Below are 18478 nucleotides of genomic sequence, written 5' to 3' on the forward strand. Positions count from 1 at the left end.
GTTGCAAAGTACCGGTCGTCAGGCGGTGAAAAGCCGAAGGCAATCCTGTGCGCCTCGTCAGAGCAGATGTACGGCCGCATCAATCGGGCCCAAAAGCCGCACTCTCACGAATAGGACGGGCTAGATCAGATGGAAGGTGTGCATGCCCATCGCGGCAAAGATCGCCGAAACGTCATGTTCCACCTCAGGGCCGCCATGCGCCGTTTGAGAGATATCGGACGCAAGCGCTTATTCCCACAACCGTTATTTCAGGGATGAGATGACCGGACCCGCAATCGGATCGGTTAGGCCAAGACCGTTGCCGAGGTCCTCGAGCGTGTCGCGAAAAGAATTCAGCGTGGAAATCATGGCTGGCCGCGCCTCGATGCACGCGTCCATATCTTGCCACTCGGCGATCATGCAGTAGGAACGGTCACCGGTTTTAATAATGTTGGCGTGCAATAAACCCGGCCAGGTTGCTCCAATTGTCTTGTGAGCGTCCAAGAACTCTTGATCGCGCCCCGGCTTCACTCGAAAACGCACAGCATTGAAAGCGGTCACCGTCTTCTCCCAAAGCACTGAGACGCTCCCGTACAGGAAGCGCGCTTACGTGGGTCGCGCAGCTTGAAGGCGCATGCATTCACTTCCGCTTCGTGGCGGTCACGGACCGATTGGCCCGCCTACTGGGTCTTTATCATCTTCGCCAATTCATGGCGCAATTCTGGACTATCGTGATGGCCATGCACCGCGACAGCGTGTTGTACCGCCGCTTCCAGAAGTTCCTTTTGAGTATCAGCTGAAATCGCGATCGTGCAGTTCATCTCACTTGGGTAATCTCGGCAATCCAAAAACATTCTACCCAAATCTGCCTCCGTCAATACGAGTATACTATTCGCCGTGCTGAACTACTCCCACTCACGATAATGCCCGCGTCTGCTTACTATGCCTGACTTTTTCAAACGATAGCTCGTAGTCGGCCAGGTTACGCGCCGTCGATAACGAGCGTGCCAATCGTCTTCGATCGTGGCCGCTTCGGCCACATTGGCGCAGCCATTATCGGAGCAGCCATTATTGAACATATCACACATCGAAGGGAGCGCCACGTCAGTTCCTGGCCCAAGGCCGACATGCATGTCGGCTTCTGCGCCGGTTTCCGAAGATCAGCAGGCGTGGCGAACCGAAGGGGGCCCGACCTATCCCCGCCCGCGATAAGTCGCGACGCCCTGATCGGGAACCCAGAGGCCCTTCGGCAGCCGGCCTGTCTGGAAAAACACGTCGATCGGGATGCCGCCGCGCGGGTACCAGTAGCCGCCGATGCGCAGCCATTTCGGCTTGACCTCGTCTGATATCCGCCGACCGATCATGACCGTGCAATCCTCGTGGAATGCGCCGTGATTGCGGAAGCTCGCGGCGAACAGCTTCAGCGATTTGGATTCCAAGAGCCAGCGGCCCGGCACGTAGTCGATCACCAGATGCGCGAAATCCGGTTGGCCCGTCACCGGGCAGATCGAGGTGAATTCCGGCACCGTGAAGCGTACCAGATAATCGGTGCCAGCCTGCGGATTGGGCACGCGGTCGAGCCGCGCCTTTTCCGGCGCGTCGGGCCATTCCACCGCACGGCCGAGTTGCAGGCCGGGGGAGGTCGTTGATTTGCTGGATTTCTTCACCATTCGGGGTCTCCGTGGGGGTCTCCTAGCCCATGATCGGGCGTCCGTCACCCGGCCTTTTCCCCCTCGATGCATTGCGCTAGAAGCACCGCCATCCGACCCCCTCACTGCCACAAGAGGTACTCATGACTGACATCGTCGACATCATCGGCCGCGAAATCCTGGATAGCCGCGGCAACCCCACGGTCGAGGTCGATGTGGTGCTGGAGGATGGGTCAATCGGCCGTGCGGCGGTGCCGTCGGGCGCGTCCACCGGCGCCCATGAGGCGGTGGAACTGCGCGACGGCGACAAGTCGCGCTATCTCGGCAAGGGCGTGGAAAAGGCGGTTGCCGCCGTCAACGGCGAGATCTTCGAGGCGCTCAGCGACCAGGCCGTCGAGGAGCAGGTCGCGATCGACCAGATCATGATCGAGCTCGACGGCACACCGAACAAGAGCCGGCTTGGCGCCAACGCCATCCTCGGCGTGTCGCTGGCCTGCGCCAAGGCCGCCGCCGAATCCTTCGACATGCCGCTGTATCGGTATGTCGGGGGCACCTCGGCGCGGACGCTGCCGGTGCCGATGATGAACATCATCAATGGCGGCGTGCATGCCGACAACCCGATCGACTTCCAGGAATTCATGATCCTGCCGGTCGGCGCCACGTCGTTTGCCGAAGCGCTGCGTTGCGGTTCGGAAATCTTCCACACGCTGCGCGGCGAGTTGAAGAAGGCCGGCCACAACACCAATGTCGGCGACGAGGGCGGCTTCGCACCGAACCTGCCGTCGGCCGACGCCGCGCTCGAGTTCGTCATGAACGCAATCGGCAAGGCCGGCTACAAGGCGGGCGACGACGTCGTGCTCGGCCTCGACTGCGCCTCCACCGAATTCTTCAAGGAAGGCGCCTACGTCTATGGCGGCGAGAACAAGACCCGCTCGCGTTCGGAGCAGGTGAATTATCTCGCCGATCTGGTCGCCCGCTATCCGATCGTCACCATCGAGGACGGCATGTCGGAAGACGACATGGACGGCTGGAAGGAATTGACGGATGCGATCGGCAAGAAGTGCCAGCTGGTCGGCGACGATTTGTTCGTCACCAACGTCACGCGGCTTGCCGACGGCATCAAGAACGGCCGCGGCAATTCGATCCTGGTCAAGGTCAACCAGATCGGCACGCTGACCGAGACGCTTGCCGCGATCGAGATGGCCTACAAGGCCGGCTACACCGCCGTGATGTCGCATCGCTCCGGCGAGACCGAGGACGCCACGATCGCCGACCTCGCGGTCGCCACCAATTGCGGGCAGATCAAGACCGGCTCGCTGGCGCGCTCCGACCGCACCGCCAAGTACAACCAGTTGCTACGCATCGAGCAGCAGCTCGGCACCCAGGCGAAATACGCGGGCAGGGCGGCCTTGAAGGCGCTCGCCTAGCGCCCCAACTGATCGGGACTGAACAAGACGCAAAAAAGGGAGGTCGGGATGAGTGACGGCAAGAGCGGTCTGCAACTGCGTTCGCTGCTCAAGAAGGACGGCGAGCTGGAACTGTCGCTGGTCAATGTCCCGACCCCCGAGCCCGGTCCCGACGAGGTCGTGGTCCGGGTCGAGGCGACCCCGATCAACCCGTCCGACCTCGGGCTTCTGATCGGCCCGGCCAACATGGCGGCGGCAAAGGTCTCCGGCAGCAAGGAATTGCCTGTGGTGACCGCGCGCGTACCGGAAGCGGCGTTGCCTGGCCTCGCTGCACGGCTCGACGAGTCGATGCCGGTCGGCAATGAAGGTGCCGGTGTCGTGATCAGGACCGGCTCGTCGGACGCTGCGAAAGCGCTGATGGGCCGCACCGTCGCGATGATTGGCGGCGCGATGTATGCGCAATACCGCACGCTGCGCGTCAACGAATGCCTGCCGCTGCCCGACGGCACCACGCCGGCGGAAGGCGCGTCCTGCTTCGTCAATCCGCTGACCGCGCTCGGCATGACCGAGACGATGCGGCGCGAGGGACACAAGGCGCTGGTGCACACGGCGGCAGCGTCGAACCTCGGCCAGATGCTCAACAAGATCTGCCTCAAGGACGGCATCGGCCTCGTCAACATCGTGCGCAACAAGGAGCAGGCCGACATCCTGCACAAGATCGGCGCCAAACATGTCGTCGATTCCAGCGCGCCCGATTTCATGGACAAGGTCACCGGCGCGCTGGTCGAGACCGGCGCGACCATTGCGTTCGATGCGATCGGCGGCGGCAAGCTCGCGGGCCAGATCCTGGTCGCGATGGAGACCGCGATCAACAAGACCGCCAAGGTCTACAGCCGCTACGGCTCGAACGTGCACAAGCAGGTCTACGTCTATGGCGGCCTCGATACCCGCGACATCGAGCTGCCGCGCGGCTTCGGCATGGCCTGGGGCATCGGCGGCTGGCTGCTGTTCCCGTTCCTGATGAAGATCGGTCCGGAGGCCGGCAACAAGCTGCGCCAGCGCGTGGTGGCCGAGCTGAAGACGACTTTCGCCAGCCACTACACCAAGGTGGTGTCGCTGCAGGAGGCCCTGCAGCTCGACAACATCGCGGTCTACGGCAAGCGCGCCACCGGCGAGAAATTCCTGATCAACCCGAACAAGGGCGCGTAACGAACCGCGTCTGGAGCATTCGGTTCTGATTGAATCAGAACCGAAGCTCCTGCTTCTTGCATTGACGCGCTTTCTTCACGCGAACCGGCACCCACTTCGCTCGAAAACGCTCTAGTCGCGCTCGAATACCAGCTTCCTGGAGCGTTTGTGACGCTCCAGGGCGTGGCTAATCAGGACATCCATCAGCTCGGATTGCGGCAGGCCACTGGCCTCCCACAGCCGCGGATACATGCTGATGTTGGTGAAGCCCGGCAGGGTGTTCGCCTCGTTCACGAATGCCTGCTCGCCGTGGAGGAAGAAGTCGATCCGCGCCATGCCTTCGCAGCTGAGCACGCGGAATGTCTTGATGGCGAGCTCCCTGATGGTTTCGGCGACGGCAGCCGGCACATTGGCCGGCACCTGCAGCAGCGCGCCGTCCGCATCGAGATACTTCGCGTCGTAGGAGTAGAAGCCGTGCTTGTCGGACGGAACGATCTCGCCGAGCTGGGAGGCGCGGACGCGGCCCTCGGCATCCTCGAGCACGGAGCATTCGACCTCGCGGATCGGCGCGACACCGCGCTCGATCAGGATCTTGGTGTCGAAGCGGAACGCCAGTCTGCAGCCGGCCTCGAACTCCTCCGCGGTGCGCGCCCTCGACACACCGACCGATGATCCCATGTTGGCGGGCTTGACGAAGACCTCCTGCGACCCGACGGCGCTGACCGCGTCGTCATAGCTGATGGGGGTCACGGTCGACATCGCGACAAAGGGGACGATCGGCAAGCCCGCCTCGCGCATCAGGCGTTTGGCGACGTCCTTGTCCATGCCGGCCGCCGAGCCCATCACGCGCGAGCCGACATAGGCGACATCCGACAATTCCAGCGCGCCCTGCACCGTGCCATCCTCGCCGTTCGGTCCATGCAGGACCGGGAAGACGACGTCGAACGCCGGCAATTCCGTTGGTCCCGCCGCCGGTCCCTGCAGCACCACGACGCGGCCCTGTCCGCCCGGCAGCAAGGCGAGTTGCGGTCCCTGGTCCGGAATGGTCAGCGCGCCGCTCCCGGTGCGGGCGCCGTTTCCCGCGTCGGTGACGATCCAGCGGCCATCGCGGGTGATGCCGATCGCCGTGGCGTCATAGCGATCCGGGTCGAGCGAGCGAAGCACGTTTGCTGCCGACGCCCGCGAAACGTCGTGCTCGGCGGAACGGCCACCGAACAGGATTGCAACCCGGATCTTGCGCTCTCGCATTGTATTGTCTCTCGGCCTCGGCGGAGGAAGCGGGAATCCGCGGCAGTATGCTCGGACGAAGATGTCGGCAATTTGTTACACAGGTCTATGTCGGTGTTGCGGGGGCCGGCCGGACGGCCGAGGGCCCGCGTCCAGCCCAATTTTGAAAACGCTGCGTTTCCGGGATTAGACAATCCATGCACTTGCATCTTTCTTGGCGTGCCGGTAGGTGAAGTGCACCTGTCTTACGCGCAACCCGAGGGGAATTTTGTAATGGCCTATAACATCGTCACTATCGTCGGCAGCATCCGCAAGCAGAGCTTCTCGCTCAAGATCGCCAATGCGCTGGCCAAACTCGCGCCGGCCTCGCTGAAGCTCGATGTGACGACCCTCGAGGGCATTTCCTTCTTCAACCAGGACCTCGAGGCGGCGCCGCCGGCCGACTGGTTGGCCTTTCGCGAGAAGCTGCAGAAGTCGAACGGCGTGCTGTTCGTGACCCCCGAATACAACCGCTCGATCCCGGGAGTTTTGAAGAACGCGATCGACGTCGCCTCGCGGCCCTACGGCAAGAGTTCATTCATCGGCAAGCCGGTCGGAATCGTCTCCAACTCGCCGGGCCCGCTCGGCGGCGTCAGCGCGGCGAAGCACCTGCAGAACATCCTGCCGGGCATTTCCGGCCCGATCCTCGGTCAGCCGGAGACCTATCTGAACGGCGTCGGCGACGCCTTCGACGACAAGGGCGAACTGACCAAGGAAGCGCTCAAGGCGGTGTTGCAGCAGTACCTCGACGCCTTCGCTGCGTTCGTCGCGAAGCAGAACGGCTGACCCGGCGCCCCGTTCCGATTGAATCGGAGCGGGACTCCAGGCTTGTTGTTTTGACGGGTTTTCTGCGCGCGAACCGCTATCCATCCCGGATCAAGTCCGGGACAGGCTTCGCTCGAAAACGCTCTGGTTTAGCACTCCGTTAACCGCATGGCCGCATCTTCGCGGCCATGGTTTCCCGCACACGCCTCAAATCGATTCTGACCGGGCTCGCCCTCTACACGTTGGCGGCGCTGATGGTCGGCTATTTCGGCGTCAACGCCTATACTGGCAAATACGGCCTGAACGCGCGGCAGGAGCTCGACCAGGAAATCATCGCGCTGACCTCGGAGCTGGCGCGCTTGAAGAAGGAAAGGGCCGAGGGCGAGCAGCGGGTGTCGCTGCTGCGGTCGGACCGGGTCGATCCCGACATGCTGGACGAGCGTGCGCGCTTCCAGCTCGACTACGCCAATCCGCGCGATCTGGTTCGGATCAACAAGGCGAACTGACACCGGCAGTGATTTTTGGACAGCGCTTGTCCGAAATTAACTCGCGCCCGTTCTTCAAATTTCAAAATTGATCAATCAACATCACAAAAATGTCGCGCCGCGTTGCAGTGCGGCATAGCAAAATTCCATCCGGCGAATGCAATCCTTCCAAGGCGATTTGAGTTGGGTTAGAGAGGGTTCTTCGACTTCTCTCACCCGGAATTGCCATGGCCACACCCAAGAAAACCGTCGCAAAGGAATCAGGGCAGGAGAAGGCCGGCTCTCCGCCCGAATTCTCCCGGGAGCAGGAGCTGAAGGCTCTGCGGGACATGCTCCTGATCCGGCGCTTCGAGGAGAAGGCCGGACAGCTCTACGGCATGGGTGCGATCGGCGGCTTCTGCCATCTCTATATCGGCCAGGAAGCGGTCGTGGTCGGCATGCAGATGGCGCTGAAGCCGGGCGACGAGGTCATAACGGGCTACCGCGACCACGGCCACATGCTGGCTTGCGACATGGAAGCCAAGGGCGTGATGGCGGAATTGACCGGACGCCGCGGCGGCTATTCCCGCGGCAAGGGCGGCTCCATGCACATGTTCAGCAAGGAGAAGCATTTCTACGGCGGTCACGGAATCGTGGGCGCGCAGGTGTCTCTGGGCACCGGCCTTGCATTCGCCAACCTCTATCGCGGCAACGATAACGTCAGCGTGACCTATTTCGGCGACGGCGCGGCCAACCAGGGCCAAGTCTACGAAAGCTTCAACATGGCGGAGTTGTGGAAGCTGCCGGTGATCTACGTCATCGAGAACAATCGCTACGCGATGGGCACCGCGGTTTCGCGCGCCTCGGCGCAGCAGGACTTCTCCAAGCGCGGCGTCTCCTTCAACATTCCGGGCAGGCAGGTCGACGGCATGGACGTGCGCGCCGTGAAGGCCGCCGCCGATGAGGCCACGGCATGGTGCCGCGGCGGCAACGGTCCGATCATTCTCGAGATGCAGACCTACCGTTACCGCGGCCATTCGATGTCCGATCCGGCGAAGTACCGCACCCGTGAGGAGGTCGAGAAGGTTCGCCACGACCAGGACCCGATCGAGCAGGTGCGCAACCGCTTGCTGGCGGCAGGCGTGAGCGAGCAGGATTTGAAGGCGATCGACGCCGAGGTGCGCGAGATCGTCAACGCAGCCGCTGACTTCGCGCAGCACGATCCGGAGCCCGATCCGTCCGAGCTCTACACCGACATCTACCGCTGACCCCACCCGCGCAGAAGAATCTCAAGACCGATTTCGGGAGCTGATATGCCCATTCAAGTGCTGATGCCTGCGCTGTCGCCCACCATGGAGAAGGGCAACCTCGCCAAATGGCTGAAAAAGGAAGGCGAGACAATCAAGTCTGGTGACGTCATCGCCGAGATCGAGACCGACAAGGCGACGATGGAGGTCGAGGCGACCGACGAGGGCACGCTCGGCAAGATCCTGATTCCGGAAGGTACCGCCGACGTTGCGGTGAACACACCGATCGCTACCATCCTGGCCGACGGCGAAAGCGCCGCCGACCTCGCCAAGGCACCTGCCGCACCAGCGCCGCAGCCGAAGGCCGCCGAGGCTCCTGCCGCAGAAGCCAAGGCGGAAGCGCCGCAGCCCGCGCCGAAGGTGCCGGCCGCGCCGGTCAGCGAGGCATTGCCCGACCCGGAAATTCCGGCGGGGACCGAGATGGTCACCCAGACCATTCGCGAGGCGCTGCGCGATGCGATGGCCGAGGAGATGCGGCGCGACGGCGACGTCTTCATCATGGGTGAGGAGGTCGCCGAGTATCAGGGCGCCTACAAGGTGACGCAGGGCCTGTTGCAGGAGTTCGGCGCCCGGCGCGTGATCGACACGCCGATCACCGAACACGGCTTTGCCGGCGTCGGCGTCGGCGCTGCGATGGCCGGGCTAAAGCCGATCGTCGAGTTCATGACCTGGAATTTCGCGATGCAGGCGATCGACCAGATCATCAACTCCGCCGCCAAGACGCTGTATATGTCCGGCGGCCAGATGGGCTGCTCGATCGTGTTCCGCGGCCCGAACGGCGCCGCCGCGCGCGTTGCCGCCCAGCACAGCCAGGACTACGCCGCCTGGTACTCGCAGATCCCGGGCCTCAAGGTGATCGCGCCGTACTCGGCCGCCGACTACAAGGGCCTGCTCAAGGCCGCGATCCGCGATCCCAATCCGGTGGTCTTCCTCGAGAACGAGATGCTGTACGGCCACACCGGCGAGGTGCCGAAGCTGCCCGATTTCGTTGTGCCGATCGGCAAGGCGCGGATCGCGCGCGCCGGCAAGGACGTCACCATCGTCTCCTGGGCGATGGGCATGTCCCATGCGCTGAAGGCCGCCGATGAACTTGCCAAGGAAGGCATCGAGGCCGAGGTGATCGATCTCCGCACCATCCGTCCGATGGACACCGAGACGATCATCAATTCGGTGAAGAAGACCGGCCGTGCGGTGACGGTGGAGGAGGGCTGGCAGCAGAGCGGCGTCGGCTCCGAGGTCGCCTCGCGCATCATGGAGCATGCCTTCGACTATCTCGATGCGCCGGTCGCGCGCGTCTCCGGCAAGGACGTCCCGATGCCCTATGCCGCGAACCTCGAAAAGCTCGCTCTGCCCTCCGTCGCCGAGGTGGTCGCGGCCGCCAAGGCCGTGTCGTACCGGTAACGCCGATGGCCGGTCCCAAGGAGCAGCCGCTGCCGCCCGACGTGATGGGCCGCGACGACGCCGTGGAGGTGCTGCGCGCCTTCGTCGTCGACGGCGGTCTGTCGATCGCGTTTCAGCGCGCCTTCGAGGAGCCGGACATGTGGGGGCTGATGCTCGTCGACATCGCCCGCCACGCTGCACGCGCCTATTCGCGCGAGAGCGAATACACCGAAGACGAGGCGCTCGCGCGCATCGTCGAGATGTTCGAAGCCGAAATCGCCCGGCCGACCGACATGGGCCAAACCAAACCGCGGTCGCAACAAGGTCACTGACAATGCCGATCAATATTCTCATGCCCGCGCTGTCGCCGACGATGGAAAAGGGCAACCTCGCCAAGTGGCTCAAGAAAGAGGGCGACAAGGTCAAGTCCGGCGACGTGATCGCGGAAATCGAGACCGACAAGGCGACGATGGAAGTCGAGGCGGTCGACGAAGGCACGATCGCCAAGATCCTGGTGCCTGAGGGCACCCAGGACGTGCCGGTCAACGACGTCATCGCCGTGATGGCGGGTGACGGCGAGGACGTGAAGGCGGCTGCCAGCGCCGGAGCGGGCGCTGCACCGGCCGCCAAACCCGCCGAGGCCCCGAAGCCCGCCGCTCAGGCTGCACCTGCCGCGGCGCCTGCGCCGGCGTCGCAGCCGGCCGCAGCGCCCGCCGCTGCGCCGCAGGCTGCTGCACCGGCCGCGCAGGCCAATGGCCACGCTCGCGTGTTCTCCTCGCCGCTGGCGCGCCGGCTTGCGAAGGAAGCCGGCATCGATCTCGGCCGCATCACCGGCACCGGTCCGCACGGCCGCGTCATCGCGCGCGACGTCGACGACGCCAAGTCCGGCAAGGGCCTGAAGGCGCCGGCGGCTGCGCCGGCCGCCACGGGTCCCAGCATCGCGCCGTCAATGTCCGACAAGCAGATCCTGGCGCTGTTCGAGCCGGGCTCCTACGAGGTTGTGCCGCATGACGGCATGCGCCGCACCATCGCGCAGCGCCTCACCGCCTCGGTGCAGAACGTCCCGCACTTCTACCTCACCATCGACTGCGACATCGGCAAGCTGCTCGCCGCGCGCGAGGAGATCAACGCGGCTGCGCCGAAGGACAAGGAGAAGAAGCCGCTCTACAAGATCTCGGTCAACGACTTCGTCATCAAGGCGATGGCGGTCGCGCTGCAGAAGATCCCGAACTGCAACGTCAGCTGGACCGAGGGCGGCATGCTCAAGCACAAGCATTCCGACGTCGGCGTCGCGGTGGCGATGCCGGGCGGCCTGATCACGCCGATCATCCGCAAGGCCGAGACCAAGACGCTGTCGACCATCTCCAACGAGATGAAGGATTTTGCCGCGCGCGCCCGCGCCCGCAAGCTGAAACCGGAAGAATACCAGGGCGGCACCACCGCGGTGTCGAACCTCGGCATGTACGGCATCAACCACTTCACCGCCGTGATCAACCCGCCGCATGCCTCGATCCTTGCGGTCGGCACTTCGGAGGAACGTCCGGCGGTGCGTGGCGGCAAGATCGAGATCGCGCACATGATGAGCGTGACCCTCTCGTGCGATCACCGCGCGATCGACGGTGCGCTCGGCGCCGAGCTGATCGGCGCCTTCAAGCAGCTGATCGAGAGTCCCGTGATGATGATGGTGTGACGGGCATCCGCCATGTACGCGATCTACGGTCCGTACGTCCTGCTCGCCGCCATCGCCGTCGCGTTGCTCTTCGCTGTCAACCGCGACCTGATATCGACGATCCAGTTCAGGATCATGATGATCGGCGCCGCTGTGCTGGCGCTGGCGTGGACCGTGTTCCTCGGTGCGGTATGGCAGGAGTACGGATAAATGGCCGGCACGGCTCGCACGCGCTGGCCCTGGATCTCGCTATTGCTGTCGGCCGCACTGGTGCTCAATCCGGTCGGACTGGATTTTCTGCACTCCGCGTTCTTCGCCGGCGAACAGCTGGCGCGGAACATCGCCCAGCCGATCGTGCTGACCGCCCTGGCTATCATGGCAGTGGTGATCGGGCTCGAATGGCTGGTCAGGTCGTTGATCGCAAGAAGCCGCGCCCGCGGCGCCACAGATTGAGTTGAACGGGAGCCGCCATGGCCGATACATCCTTTGACGTCATCATCATCGGCTCCGGCCCCGGCGGCTACGTGACCGCGATCCGGGCCGCTCAGCTCGGCTTCAAGACCGCAATCGTGGAGAAATCCTATCTCGGCGGCATCTGCCTGAACTGGGGCTGCATCCCGACGAAGGCGCTGCTGCGTTCCGCCGAGATCTACCACTACATGCAGCACGCCAAGGATTACGGGCTGTCGGCCGACAACGTCTCGTTCGACCCGAAGGCGGTGGTGCAGCGCTCGCGCGGGGTCTCGAAGCGCCTCAACGACGGCGTCGGCTTCCTGATGAAGAAGAACAAGGTCACGGTGATCTGGGGCGATGCCACGATCGACGCGCCCGGCAAGATCACGGTGAAGAAGTCGGCGGTCGAGGCGCCGAAAGGTGCCAGCGGCGAGGGTACCTACCAGGCCAAGCACATCATCGTCGCAACCGGCGCGCGGCCGCGCGTGCTGCCCGGGCTCGAGCCCGACAAGAAGCTGATCTGGACCTATTTCGAGGCGATGGTGCCGGAGCGGATGCCGAAGTCGCTGCTGGTGGTCGGCTCCGGCGCGATCGGCATCGAGTTCGCCTCGTTCTTCCACACCATGGGTGCCGATGTCACCGTGGTCGAGGTGCTGCCGCAGATCCTGCCCGTCGAGGACGCCGAGATCGCGGGGCTGGCGCGCAAGCGGTTCGAGAAGATGGGCATCAAGATCATGTCCTCGACCAAGGTGACAAAGCTGGAGAAGAAGGCCGACAGCGTGGTCGCGACCATCGACGACGGCAAGGGCCAGCCCCAGACCAAGGAATTCGAGCGCGTGATCTCGGCGATCGGCGTGGTCGGCAATATCGAGAATCTCGGGCTGGAGAAGCTCGGCGTCAAAACCGACCGCGGCTGCATCGTGATCGACGGTCTCGGCAAGACCAACGTCCCCGGCATCTACGCGATCGGCGACGTCGCGGGACCGCCGATGCTCGCGCACAAGGCCGAGCATGAGGGTGTGATCTGCATCGAGGCGATCAAGGGCCTGCATCCGCATCCGATGGACAAGCTGCTGATCCCGGGCTGCACCTACTGCAACCCGCAGGTCGCCTCCGTCGGCCTCACCGAAGCTAAGGCCAAGGAAGGCGGCCGTGAGGTCCGCGTCGGCCGCTTCCCGTTCGTCGGTAACGGCAAGGCGATCGCGCTCGGCGAGGACCAGGGCCTCGTCAAGGTGGTGTTCGACAAGAAGACCGGCCAGCTGCTCGGCGCGCACATGATCGGCGCCGAGGTCACCGAGCTGATCCAGGGCTATGTGGTGGCGATGAATCTGGAGACCACGGAGGAGGAATTGATGCACACTGTGTTCCCGCATCCGACTTTGTCGGAAATGATGAAGGAAGCGGTGCTCGACGCCTACGGGCGCGTGCTGAATATCTAGTCTCGGCTCCGTCATCCCCGCGCAACGGCTTTGCCGTTGTCGCTGGTGGCGCTCGCGCAGCGAGCCTCGAAGGATGCACGGCCCGGATCGAGCAGCAGGGCTCGTCGCCCTTCGAGACGCGCTTCGCGCTCCTCAAGGGTGACAGGTCTGGCAAAACGAACTCGCAAAGAACAAGAAAGAGCGCATCTCGTGAAAGACAACGACAACCTCACCATCGAACGCCCGACTTTCGTGACCCATCTCGAATGCGCGATGGAGGGCGATCATTATGCGGCCGATCAGGTGCACAACCTCTCGAAGGCCGGTAAGCCGCTCTTGGTGCACTACGATCTCGCCGGGGTGAAGAAGGCGCTGACCAAGGACGCGCTGGCCGAGCGCCCCGCCGACCTGTGGCGCTACCGCGAGCTGTTGCCGGTGCGCAAATGCAAGGACATCGTCAGTCTCGGCGAAGTCACGACGCCGCTGATCCGGCTGCCGAAGCTTTCCGCGCGGCTTGGCGGCGGCGAGATCATCGTCAAGGACGAGGGGCGGCTGCCGACCGGCTCGTTCAAGGCGCGCGGCCTCGTCATGGCGGTGTCGATGGGCAAGGCACTCGGCATCAAGCACATGGCGATGCCGACCAACGGCAATGCCGGCGCGGCGCTCGCGGCTTACGCGACCTCCTGCGGGATCAAGACCACGATCTTCTGTCCGGCGGATACGCCGGAGGTGAATGTCAGCGAGATCGAGCTGCAGGGCGCCACTGTCTATCGCGTCAACGGCTACATCGACGATTGCGGCAAGATCGTCGGCGAGGGAAAAGCAAAAGTCGGCTGGTTCGATACCTCAACCCTGAAGGAGCCCTACCGGATCGAGGGCAAGAAGACGATGGGCCTCGAGCTCGCCGAGCAGCTCGGCTGGGACGTGCCCGACGTGATCTTCTATCCGACCGGCGGCGGCACCGGCTTGATCGGCATGTGGAAGGCGTTCGACGAGCTCGAGAAGATCGGTTTCATCGGTTCGAAGCGCCCGCGAATGGTCGCGGTGCAGGCCTCCGGCTGTGCGCCGATGGTGCGCGCCTATGAGGCCGGCACCGAACATGCGGCGCGCTGGGAGGACGCTCACACCATCGCCTCGGGCATCCGCGTGCCGCAGGCGATCGGCGACTTTCTCATCCTGCGGGCGGTGCGCGAGAGCAAGGGATTTGCGATCGCGGTCGACGACGACAAGATCACCGCCGCCCTCAACGAGGTCGCGCGCGAGGAGGGACTGCTGCTGTGCCCCGAGGGGGCTGCGACCTATGCCGCCTACAAGCAGAGCCTTGCCGACGGCCGCGTCACCAAGGCCGACCGCGTGATGCTGTTCAATTGCGCCAGCGGCCTGAAATACCCGCTGCCGCCGGTGACCCGCGCGCTCGACAGGCACAAGCCGATCGACTTCTCGCAGTTCTGACGCCTCGTCCGAAGGGCCATCTTGTCGAAAGGTGGCCCTTCGAAAATGATACGACAAGGAAGATTGAGGGGAGCGCGTGATGCGGAAGCTCGTTCTGGCCGTGCTGGCGATGTTGGCGTTCTCCGGGAGCGCTTCGGCGGAATCCTGGCCCGCGCACCCGATCACCATCGTCGTGCCGTTCGCCGCCGGCGGTCCGTCGGATGCGATGGCCCGCATCCTCGCCGAGCGCATGAAGCAGTCGCTCGGCGAAGTGGTTCTGATCGAGAACGTGACCGGAGCGGGCGGCTCGCTCGGCGTCGGCCGTGCGGTGCGCGCAGCGCCGGACGGCTACACCGTCTCGTTCGGCCATCTCGGCACCCATGTCGCGAACGGCGCGATCTACAAGCTCGGCTACGACCTCGTCGATGATCTCGAGCCGGTGGTGCTGCTGCCGAGCAATCCGATGATCATCGTCAGCAAGAATGCCGTACCGGCAAAGTCGCTGAAGGAGCTGTTGGAGTGGCTGAAGTCGCGACCGGCGCCGCCGACCGCGGGCACCGCCGGCGCCGGCAGCGGCAGCCACATCGCCGGGCTCTATTTCGAGAACGTCTCCGGCATCAAGCTGCAATACGTGCCGTATCGCGGCACCGGGCCGGCGCTGAACGACCTCGTCGCCGGCCAGATCGATATCATCGTCGACCAGACGTCGAACTCGATCAACCAGGTCCGCGCTGGCAACATCCGCGCCTATGCGGTCACCGATTCCAAGCGGGTCGCGAACGCGCCTGAGGTCCCGACGGTCGACGAGGCCGGCCTGCCGGGCTTCCACATGACGCTGTGGTCCGGCCTCTGGGTGCCGAAGGGCACGCCGAAGGAGATCGTGGACAAGCTCAACGTCGCGGTGATCCAGGCGCTGAACGATCCCGCGGTGAAGAAGCAGCTTGAAAATCTCGGCTTGCAGATGCCGCCAAAGGACCAGTTGAAACCGGAAGCACTCGGCGCCTGGCAGAAGGCGGAGATTGCAAAATGGTGGCCGATGATCAAGGCCGCCAATGTGAAGGTGGATTGAGGTTACAAGGGTGCCGTTGGATGGCTTGGCAGATGTTGCGCAACTACTTCCGAAGCGCTGTCCGGGCGGCCAATCTGATTGCCTACGGTCTCTCGATTCTTATTTTTCATAGTCTTCAGCCCGTCGCCGCAAAGGCCTACAACGACCTTTGCGCGAGCCAGGGAATGATGTTTGGCGAGGGACAATCCGTCAGAACGCTCGTCCTTGCAGTGATCGTCATTGCAATGCCGGTTCTTCTCGCCCGCAGCAAAACTCTTATCGTATCGAACTTGATTATGGGACTGATTACCGTCGCGGGGGCCTCCGGATTGCTCTCAACCGCGGGAGACACACCATACGAATGCTTCACGACGAGCGGCACCTATGAGGATCATACGTCCGGGTTAGACGGATTCGGCTTGTGGTTCATATTTGTCCTCGCCGTGTCGTACGTTCTCTTGCTTGTCGATTGGGGGATTTGGGCGTCGAGGATGGCTATCGCCAAGTGGTGGCCGATGATCAAGGAAGCCAATGTGAAGGTGGATTGAGGGTGGTCCCTCCGCGTCGTCCCGGCCTAGCTAGTGCGCAATTGCGCACGGAGGCCGAGATCCAAACGCCGCGGCCGACGTAAGGGGCAATTGGCTCAACAATTTGCGAACAACTTACAAGGGTGGTTATGCGCCCCGGCCTTCGCCGGGACGACGCTGCATTATTGCGACGGCATTGCCTCAGCCGGCGCCGCGTTGCTCTCCTGCGTCACGCGGTCGCCGCTCTTTGCCGCCAACGCCGTGCCTGCGTCCTCAAACCGCGCCTGATAGACCGCGAAATTCTCCATCACGCGCTGCACGTAGTTGCGCGTCTCCGAGATCGGAATCCGCTCCACCCAGTCGACCGGATCGACCTTGGGATCACGCGGGTCGCCATAGGCCTTGATCCAGTCGCGGACACGGCCGCGGCCGGCGTTGTAGCCGGCAAAGGTCATGATGTGGCAGCCGCGATATTCCGCCAGCAGCGCGCTCAATTCTGCGGCCCCCATCTGGGTGTTGTAGACCGGATCGGAAACCATCCTGCTCCAGTCGTAGCTGACGCCGAAACGCTTGGCGGTGTCGCGGCCGGCTTCGGGTGTCACCTGCATCAGGCCGACGGCGTTGGCCGCCGACTTGTCGCGCTGATCGAACGCGCTTTCGGTGCGCGCGATCGAGTAGGTCATGCTGCGCCCGATATCGGGGGCGATCGGGGTGTGCTTGGGAATGCCGATGACCGGGAAGGCGTAATGGTCGAAGGCAAAGCCTCGCGCCAGCGCAATCTTGCCGATCTGCAGCATGGCGCGGGCATCGTTGCGGCGGCCGGTGAGCTCGCCGAGCGCCTCGAGCATCCCGACATCTGCGCTCTCCTCGGCGAGGTCGGCAGCGAAATAGAGCACGATATCGGGCTCGCCGATCGCGTAGAGCATGTCGGCGGCACGCACGCGCTCGTCGGCTGCGATGCTGCCGGCGCTGGCCGCGGGCGAGGGCGCGCGCAGCTCGATGCCGTCACGGCCGAGCTTGGCCAGCGCGAGCTGACCGTAATAGGCGGTCGGGTAGCGCGCCGCGGCCTGGTAGTCGGCCCGCATCGCCACGCTGTTGCCGAGCGCCTCGGCGGCGCGACCGCGCCAATAGGCGGCGCGCGCCAGCACGGTCGGGTTGGTCTGGCCTTCGTCGATCCGTGCGAAATGCGCCGCCGCGGTCCTGGCATCGTCGAGATAGCGCAGCGCGATCCAGCCGCGCATGAAGTGCATGTCGGAGCGGTAATAGGGATTGTCCGGCGGCGCCGCGGCGCGGATGACGTCATAGGCCGCCTGGTACTCACCCTGGTCGAGCAGCTTGCGGGAGAGGATGCGGCGCTCGCGCCACCACTGGTCGGTGTCCTGCTGCGCCATCGTCTCGGGCGCCGCCGCAATCGTCACGCGCGCCGCATCGTCGATCCGGTTCTTCGCGAGCAGCCACTGGATGCGGCACAGCGTGTAGCCGAGGTCGCTGCGGGCGTCCGCCGGCACATCGTTGAGGGCGTCCTCTGCCTTGCTGGATTGCCCGCGGACCGCGCCGCAAGCCTTCACGATGGCCAGCTCGTCGCTGCCGAGGTGCTGTGCTGCGCGCCGCGCGCCGGCAAGATCCTTGGCGCCGATCCGCTTGTCCATGCGCGCGCGATGATCATCGCGCGTCAGCAGGTCCTTGAATGCGTCGTAGGCGTCGCTCTCGGTACGGTCCAACAATTCTTCCGAGCGCCAGGCCTCGCGCACCAGCCGCGCGGCGCCGTCGCGATCGCCTTCGGCGAGCAGCGTGCGGGCGAGCGCGAACTTGCCCTTGGCGCTGATCGGCTGATCGAGCGTGAAGCCGTGCACCGTGGCCGGATCGCTGCGCTCCTGCCACATCCGCGCTTCAGCCCGTTTGCGCAACAGCGTGACGCTTGGCCAGTCCGGGTTGGCCGTGACGAATGCCGCATAGCGGCTGAACAGCGCATTCGACTCCGAGTGGCGCAGCAGATACCACTCGACGAGCTTCCGCCCGACGGGATCGGTGATCTTTGCCTGGATATCGGTCGCGTCGCTGGTCTTGCCGCGGCGCGCCGCGACGATCGCGTCCCTGACCGCGGCGAGATCGCCCAACAATTGCGGCCCGTCGGGTCTTTCCGGCTCGGGCGCCTTGGTGGTCTCAGCCGATTTGGACGCGGATTTGGCCTTCGCTGATTTACGCTTGTCGGCGCCATGCCTGGCATGGCGCCGCTTGCCGGCAGCGCTCTCGCGCGTCGCCTTGGCGCCGTGCGCCTTCTTGTCCCCATGGCCGCTCTTGGCCTGGTGCTGATGATGCGGTTTGGCGCCTGCCTCAAGCGGAAGCAGCGCGAGCGCGGCCACCGTGGCGAGGCACGCCAGCGGACGTAGGCAACGGTTCATTCCCTGGCCCCCCTGAAACGATCAGGCACAAACGGAACGCGTCGTACGCGGCACATCCGCCGCAGATTACTACCACCCTCGATTCTCGAGTATTAACGCTGCCGCAACTCAACAGGGAAAACGCGG

The 18478-nt window shown here is 64.2% G+C and carries 19 protein-coding genes; 14 read left to right on the forward strand and 5 right to left on the reverse strand.

Going from position 1 to position 18478, the window contains the following annotated elements:
- Positions 1–243 precede the first annotated feature (243 nt).
- The 3 genes from AC066Y_RS33875 to queF all read right to left on the reverse strand — a co-directional run bounded on the left by AC066Y_RS33875 (position 244) and on the right by queF (position 1649).
- Positions 244–540 carry an antibiotic biosynthesis monooxygenase gene (locus AC066Y_RS33875; protein ID WP_478277669.1) on the reverse strand — a complete coding sequence of 99 codons (297 nt, stop codon included), beginning with the start codon at positions 538–540 and terminating at the stop codon, positions 244–246.
- Between the two features lie 119 nt (positions 541–659).
- A complete protein-coding gene (locus AC066Y_RS33880) occupies positions 660–833 on the reverse strand; it encodes a DUF1059 domain-containing protein (RefSeq protein WP_456763291.1) in 174 nt (57 codons plus the stop codon).
- Positions 834–1172: 339 nt separating this feature from the next.
- Entirely contained in the window at positions 1173–1649 is a 477-nt protein-coding gene (gene queF, locus AC066Y_RS33885) for a preQ(1) synthase (protein WP_478277670.1), read from the reverse strand.
- A 122-nt stretch (positions 1650–1771) separates the two neighbouring features.
- Here queF and eno point away from each other — a divergent pair, with 122 nt between their 5' ends.
- Together eno and AC066Y_RS33895 are read left to right on the forward strand one after the other, a co-directional pair.
- Complete coding sequence (gene eno / locus AC066Y_RS33890; protein WP_478277671.1) at positions 1772–3055, forward strand: phosphopyruvate hydratase; 1284 nt, start codon at positions 1772–1774, stop codon at positions 3053–3055.
- A gap of 48 nt (positions 3056–3103) precedes the next feature.
- Complete coding sequence (locus AC066Y_RS33895) at positions 3104–4243, forward strand: zinc-binding dehydrogenase (protein WP_478277672.1); 1140 nt, start codon at positions 3104–3106, stop codon at positions 4241–4243.
- Positions 4244–4354: 111 nt separating this feature from the next.
- Here the strand turns inward: AC066Y_RS33895 and AC066Y_RS33900 are convergent, their stop codons facing one another.
- Positions 4355–5470 carry a D-alanine--D-alanine ligase family protein gene (locus AC066Y_RS33900; protein WP_478277673.1) on the reverse strand — a complete coding sequence of 372 codons (1116 nt, stop codon included), beginning with the start codon at positions 5468–5470 and terminating at the stop codon, positions 4355–4357.
- Between the two features lie 252 nt (positions 5471–5722).
- On the opposite strand from AC066Y_RS33900, the gene AC066Y_RS33905 reads away from it, so the two are divergent.
- From AC066Y_RS33905 to AC066Y_RS33960, 12 genes are all read left to right on the forward strand, one after another.
- The gene (locus AC066Y_RS33905; RefSeq protein ID WP_478277674.1) at positions 5723–6274 is read left to right on the forward strand and encodes an NADPH-dependent FMN reductase; all 552 of its coding nucleotides are present in this window, start codon (positions 5723–5725) and stop codon (positions 6272–6274) included.
- A gap of 167 nt (positions 6275–6441) precedes the next feature.
- Positions 6442–6759: an FtsB family cell division protein gene (locus AC066Y_RS33910; RefSeq protein ID WP_092114550.1), complete on the forward strand. Its 318-nt coding sequence runs from the start codon at positions 6442–6444 to the stop codon at positions 6757–6759.
- 206 nt (positions 6760–6965) lie between these two features.
- A complete protein-coding gene (pdhA, locus tag AC066Y_RS33915) occupies positions 6966–7985 on the forward strand; it encodes a pyruvate dehydrogenase (acetyl-transferring) E1 component subunit alpha (RefSeq protein ID WP_478277675.1) in 1020 nt (339 codons plus the stop codon).
- Between the two features lie 45 nt (positions 7986–8030).
- Complete coding sequence (locus AC066Y_RS33920) at positions 8031–9425, forward strand: pyruvate dehydrogenase complex E1 component subunit beta (protein WP_478277676.1); 1395 nt, start codon at positions 8031–8033, stop codon at positions 9423–9425.
- A 5-nt stretch (positions 9426–9430) separates the two neighbouring features.
- Positions 9431–9736, forward strand: a complete 306-nt coding sequence (locus AC066Y_RS33925) for a DUF5076 domain-containing protein (protein WP_021079261.1) — start codon at positions 9431–9433, stop codon at positions 9734–9736.
- Positions 9737–9738: 2 nt separating this feature from the next.
- Positions 9739–11094: a pyruvate dehydrogenase complex dihydrolipoamide acetyltransferase gene (locus AC066Y_RS33930; protein WP_478277677.1), complete on the forward strand. Its 1356-nt coding sequence runs from the start codon at positions 9739–9741 to the stop codon at positions 11092–11094.
- 12 nt (positions 11095–11106) lie between these two features.
- Positions 11107–11283 (forward strand): hypothetical protein, encoded by a 177-nt coding sequence (locus AC066Y_RS33935; protein WP_171947596.1) that lies wholly within the window; start codon positions 11107–11109, stop codon positions 11281–11283.
- Complete coding sequence (locus AC066Y_RS33940) at positions 11284–11526, forward strand: hypothetical protein (protein ID WP_478277678.1); 243 nt, start codon at positions 11284–11286, stop codon at positions 11524–11526. It abuts the gene before it with no gap.
- A gap of 17 nt (positions 11527–11543) precedes the next feature.
- Positions 11544–12965, forward strand: a complete 1422-nt coding sequence (lpdA, locus tag AC066Y_RS33945; protein WP_478277679.1) for a dihydrolipoyl dehydrogenase — start codon at positions 11544–11546, stop codon at positions 12963–12965.
- Between the two features lie 189 nt (positions 12966–13154).
- On the forward strand, positions 13155–14396 hold the full coding sequence (locus tag AC066Y_RS33950; protein ID WP_478277680.1) for a threonine synthase: 1242 nt from the start codon (positions 13155–13157) through the stop codon (positions 14394–14396).
- Between the two features lie 79 nt (positions 14397–14475).
- Positions 14476–15444: a tripartite tricarboxylate transporter substrate binding protein BugD gene (locus AC066Y_RS33955; RefSeq protein ID WP_478277681.1), complete on the forward strand. Its 969-nt coding sequence runs from the start codon at positions 14476–14478 to the stop codon at positions 15442–15444.
- Between the two features lie 20 nt (positions 15445–15464).
- Positions 15465–15971 (forward strand): hypothetical protein, encoded by a 507-nt coding sequence (locus AC066Y_RS33960; RefSeq protein WP_478277682.1) that lies wholly within the window; start codon positions 15465–15467, stop codon positions 15969–15971.
- A gap of 161 nt (positions 15972–16132) precedes the next feature.
- Here the strand turns inward: AC066Y_RS33960 and AC066Y_RS33965 are convergent, their stop codons facing one another.
- On the reverse strand, positions 16133–18352 hold the full coding sequence (locus AC066Y_RS33965; RefSeq protein WP_478277683.1) for a lytic transglycosylase domain-containing protein: 2220 nt from the start codon (positions 18350–18352) through the stop codon (positions 16133–16135).
- Between the last annotated feature and the right edge of the window lie 126 nt (positions 18353–18478).

The sequence above is a fragment of the Bradyrhizobium sp. USDA3010 genome (assembly GCF_056429065.1).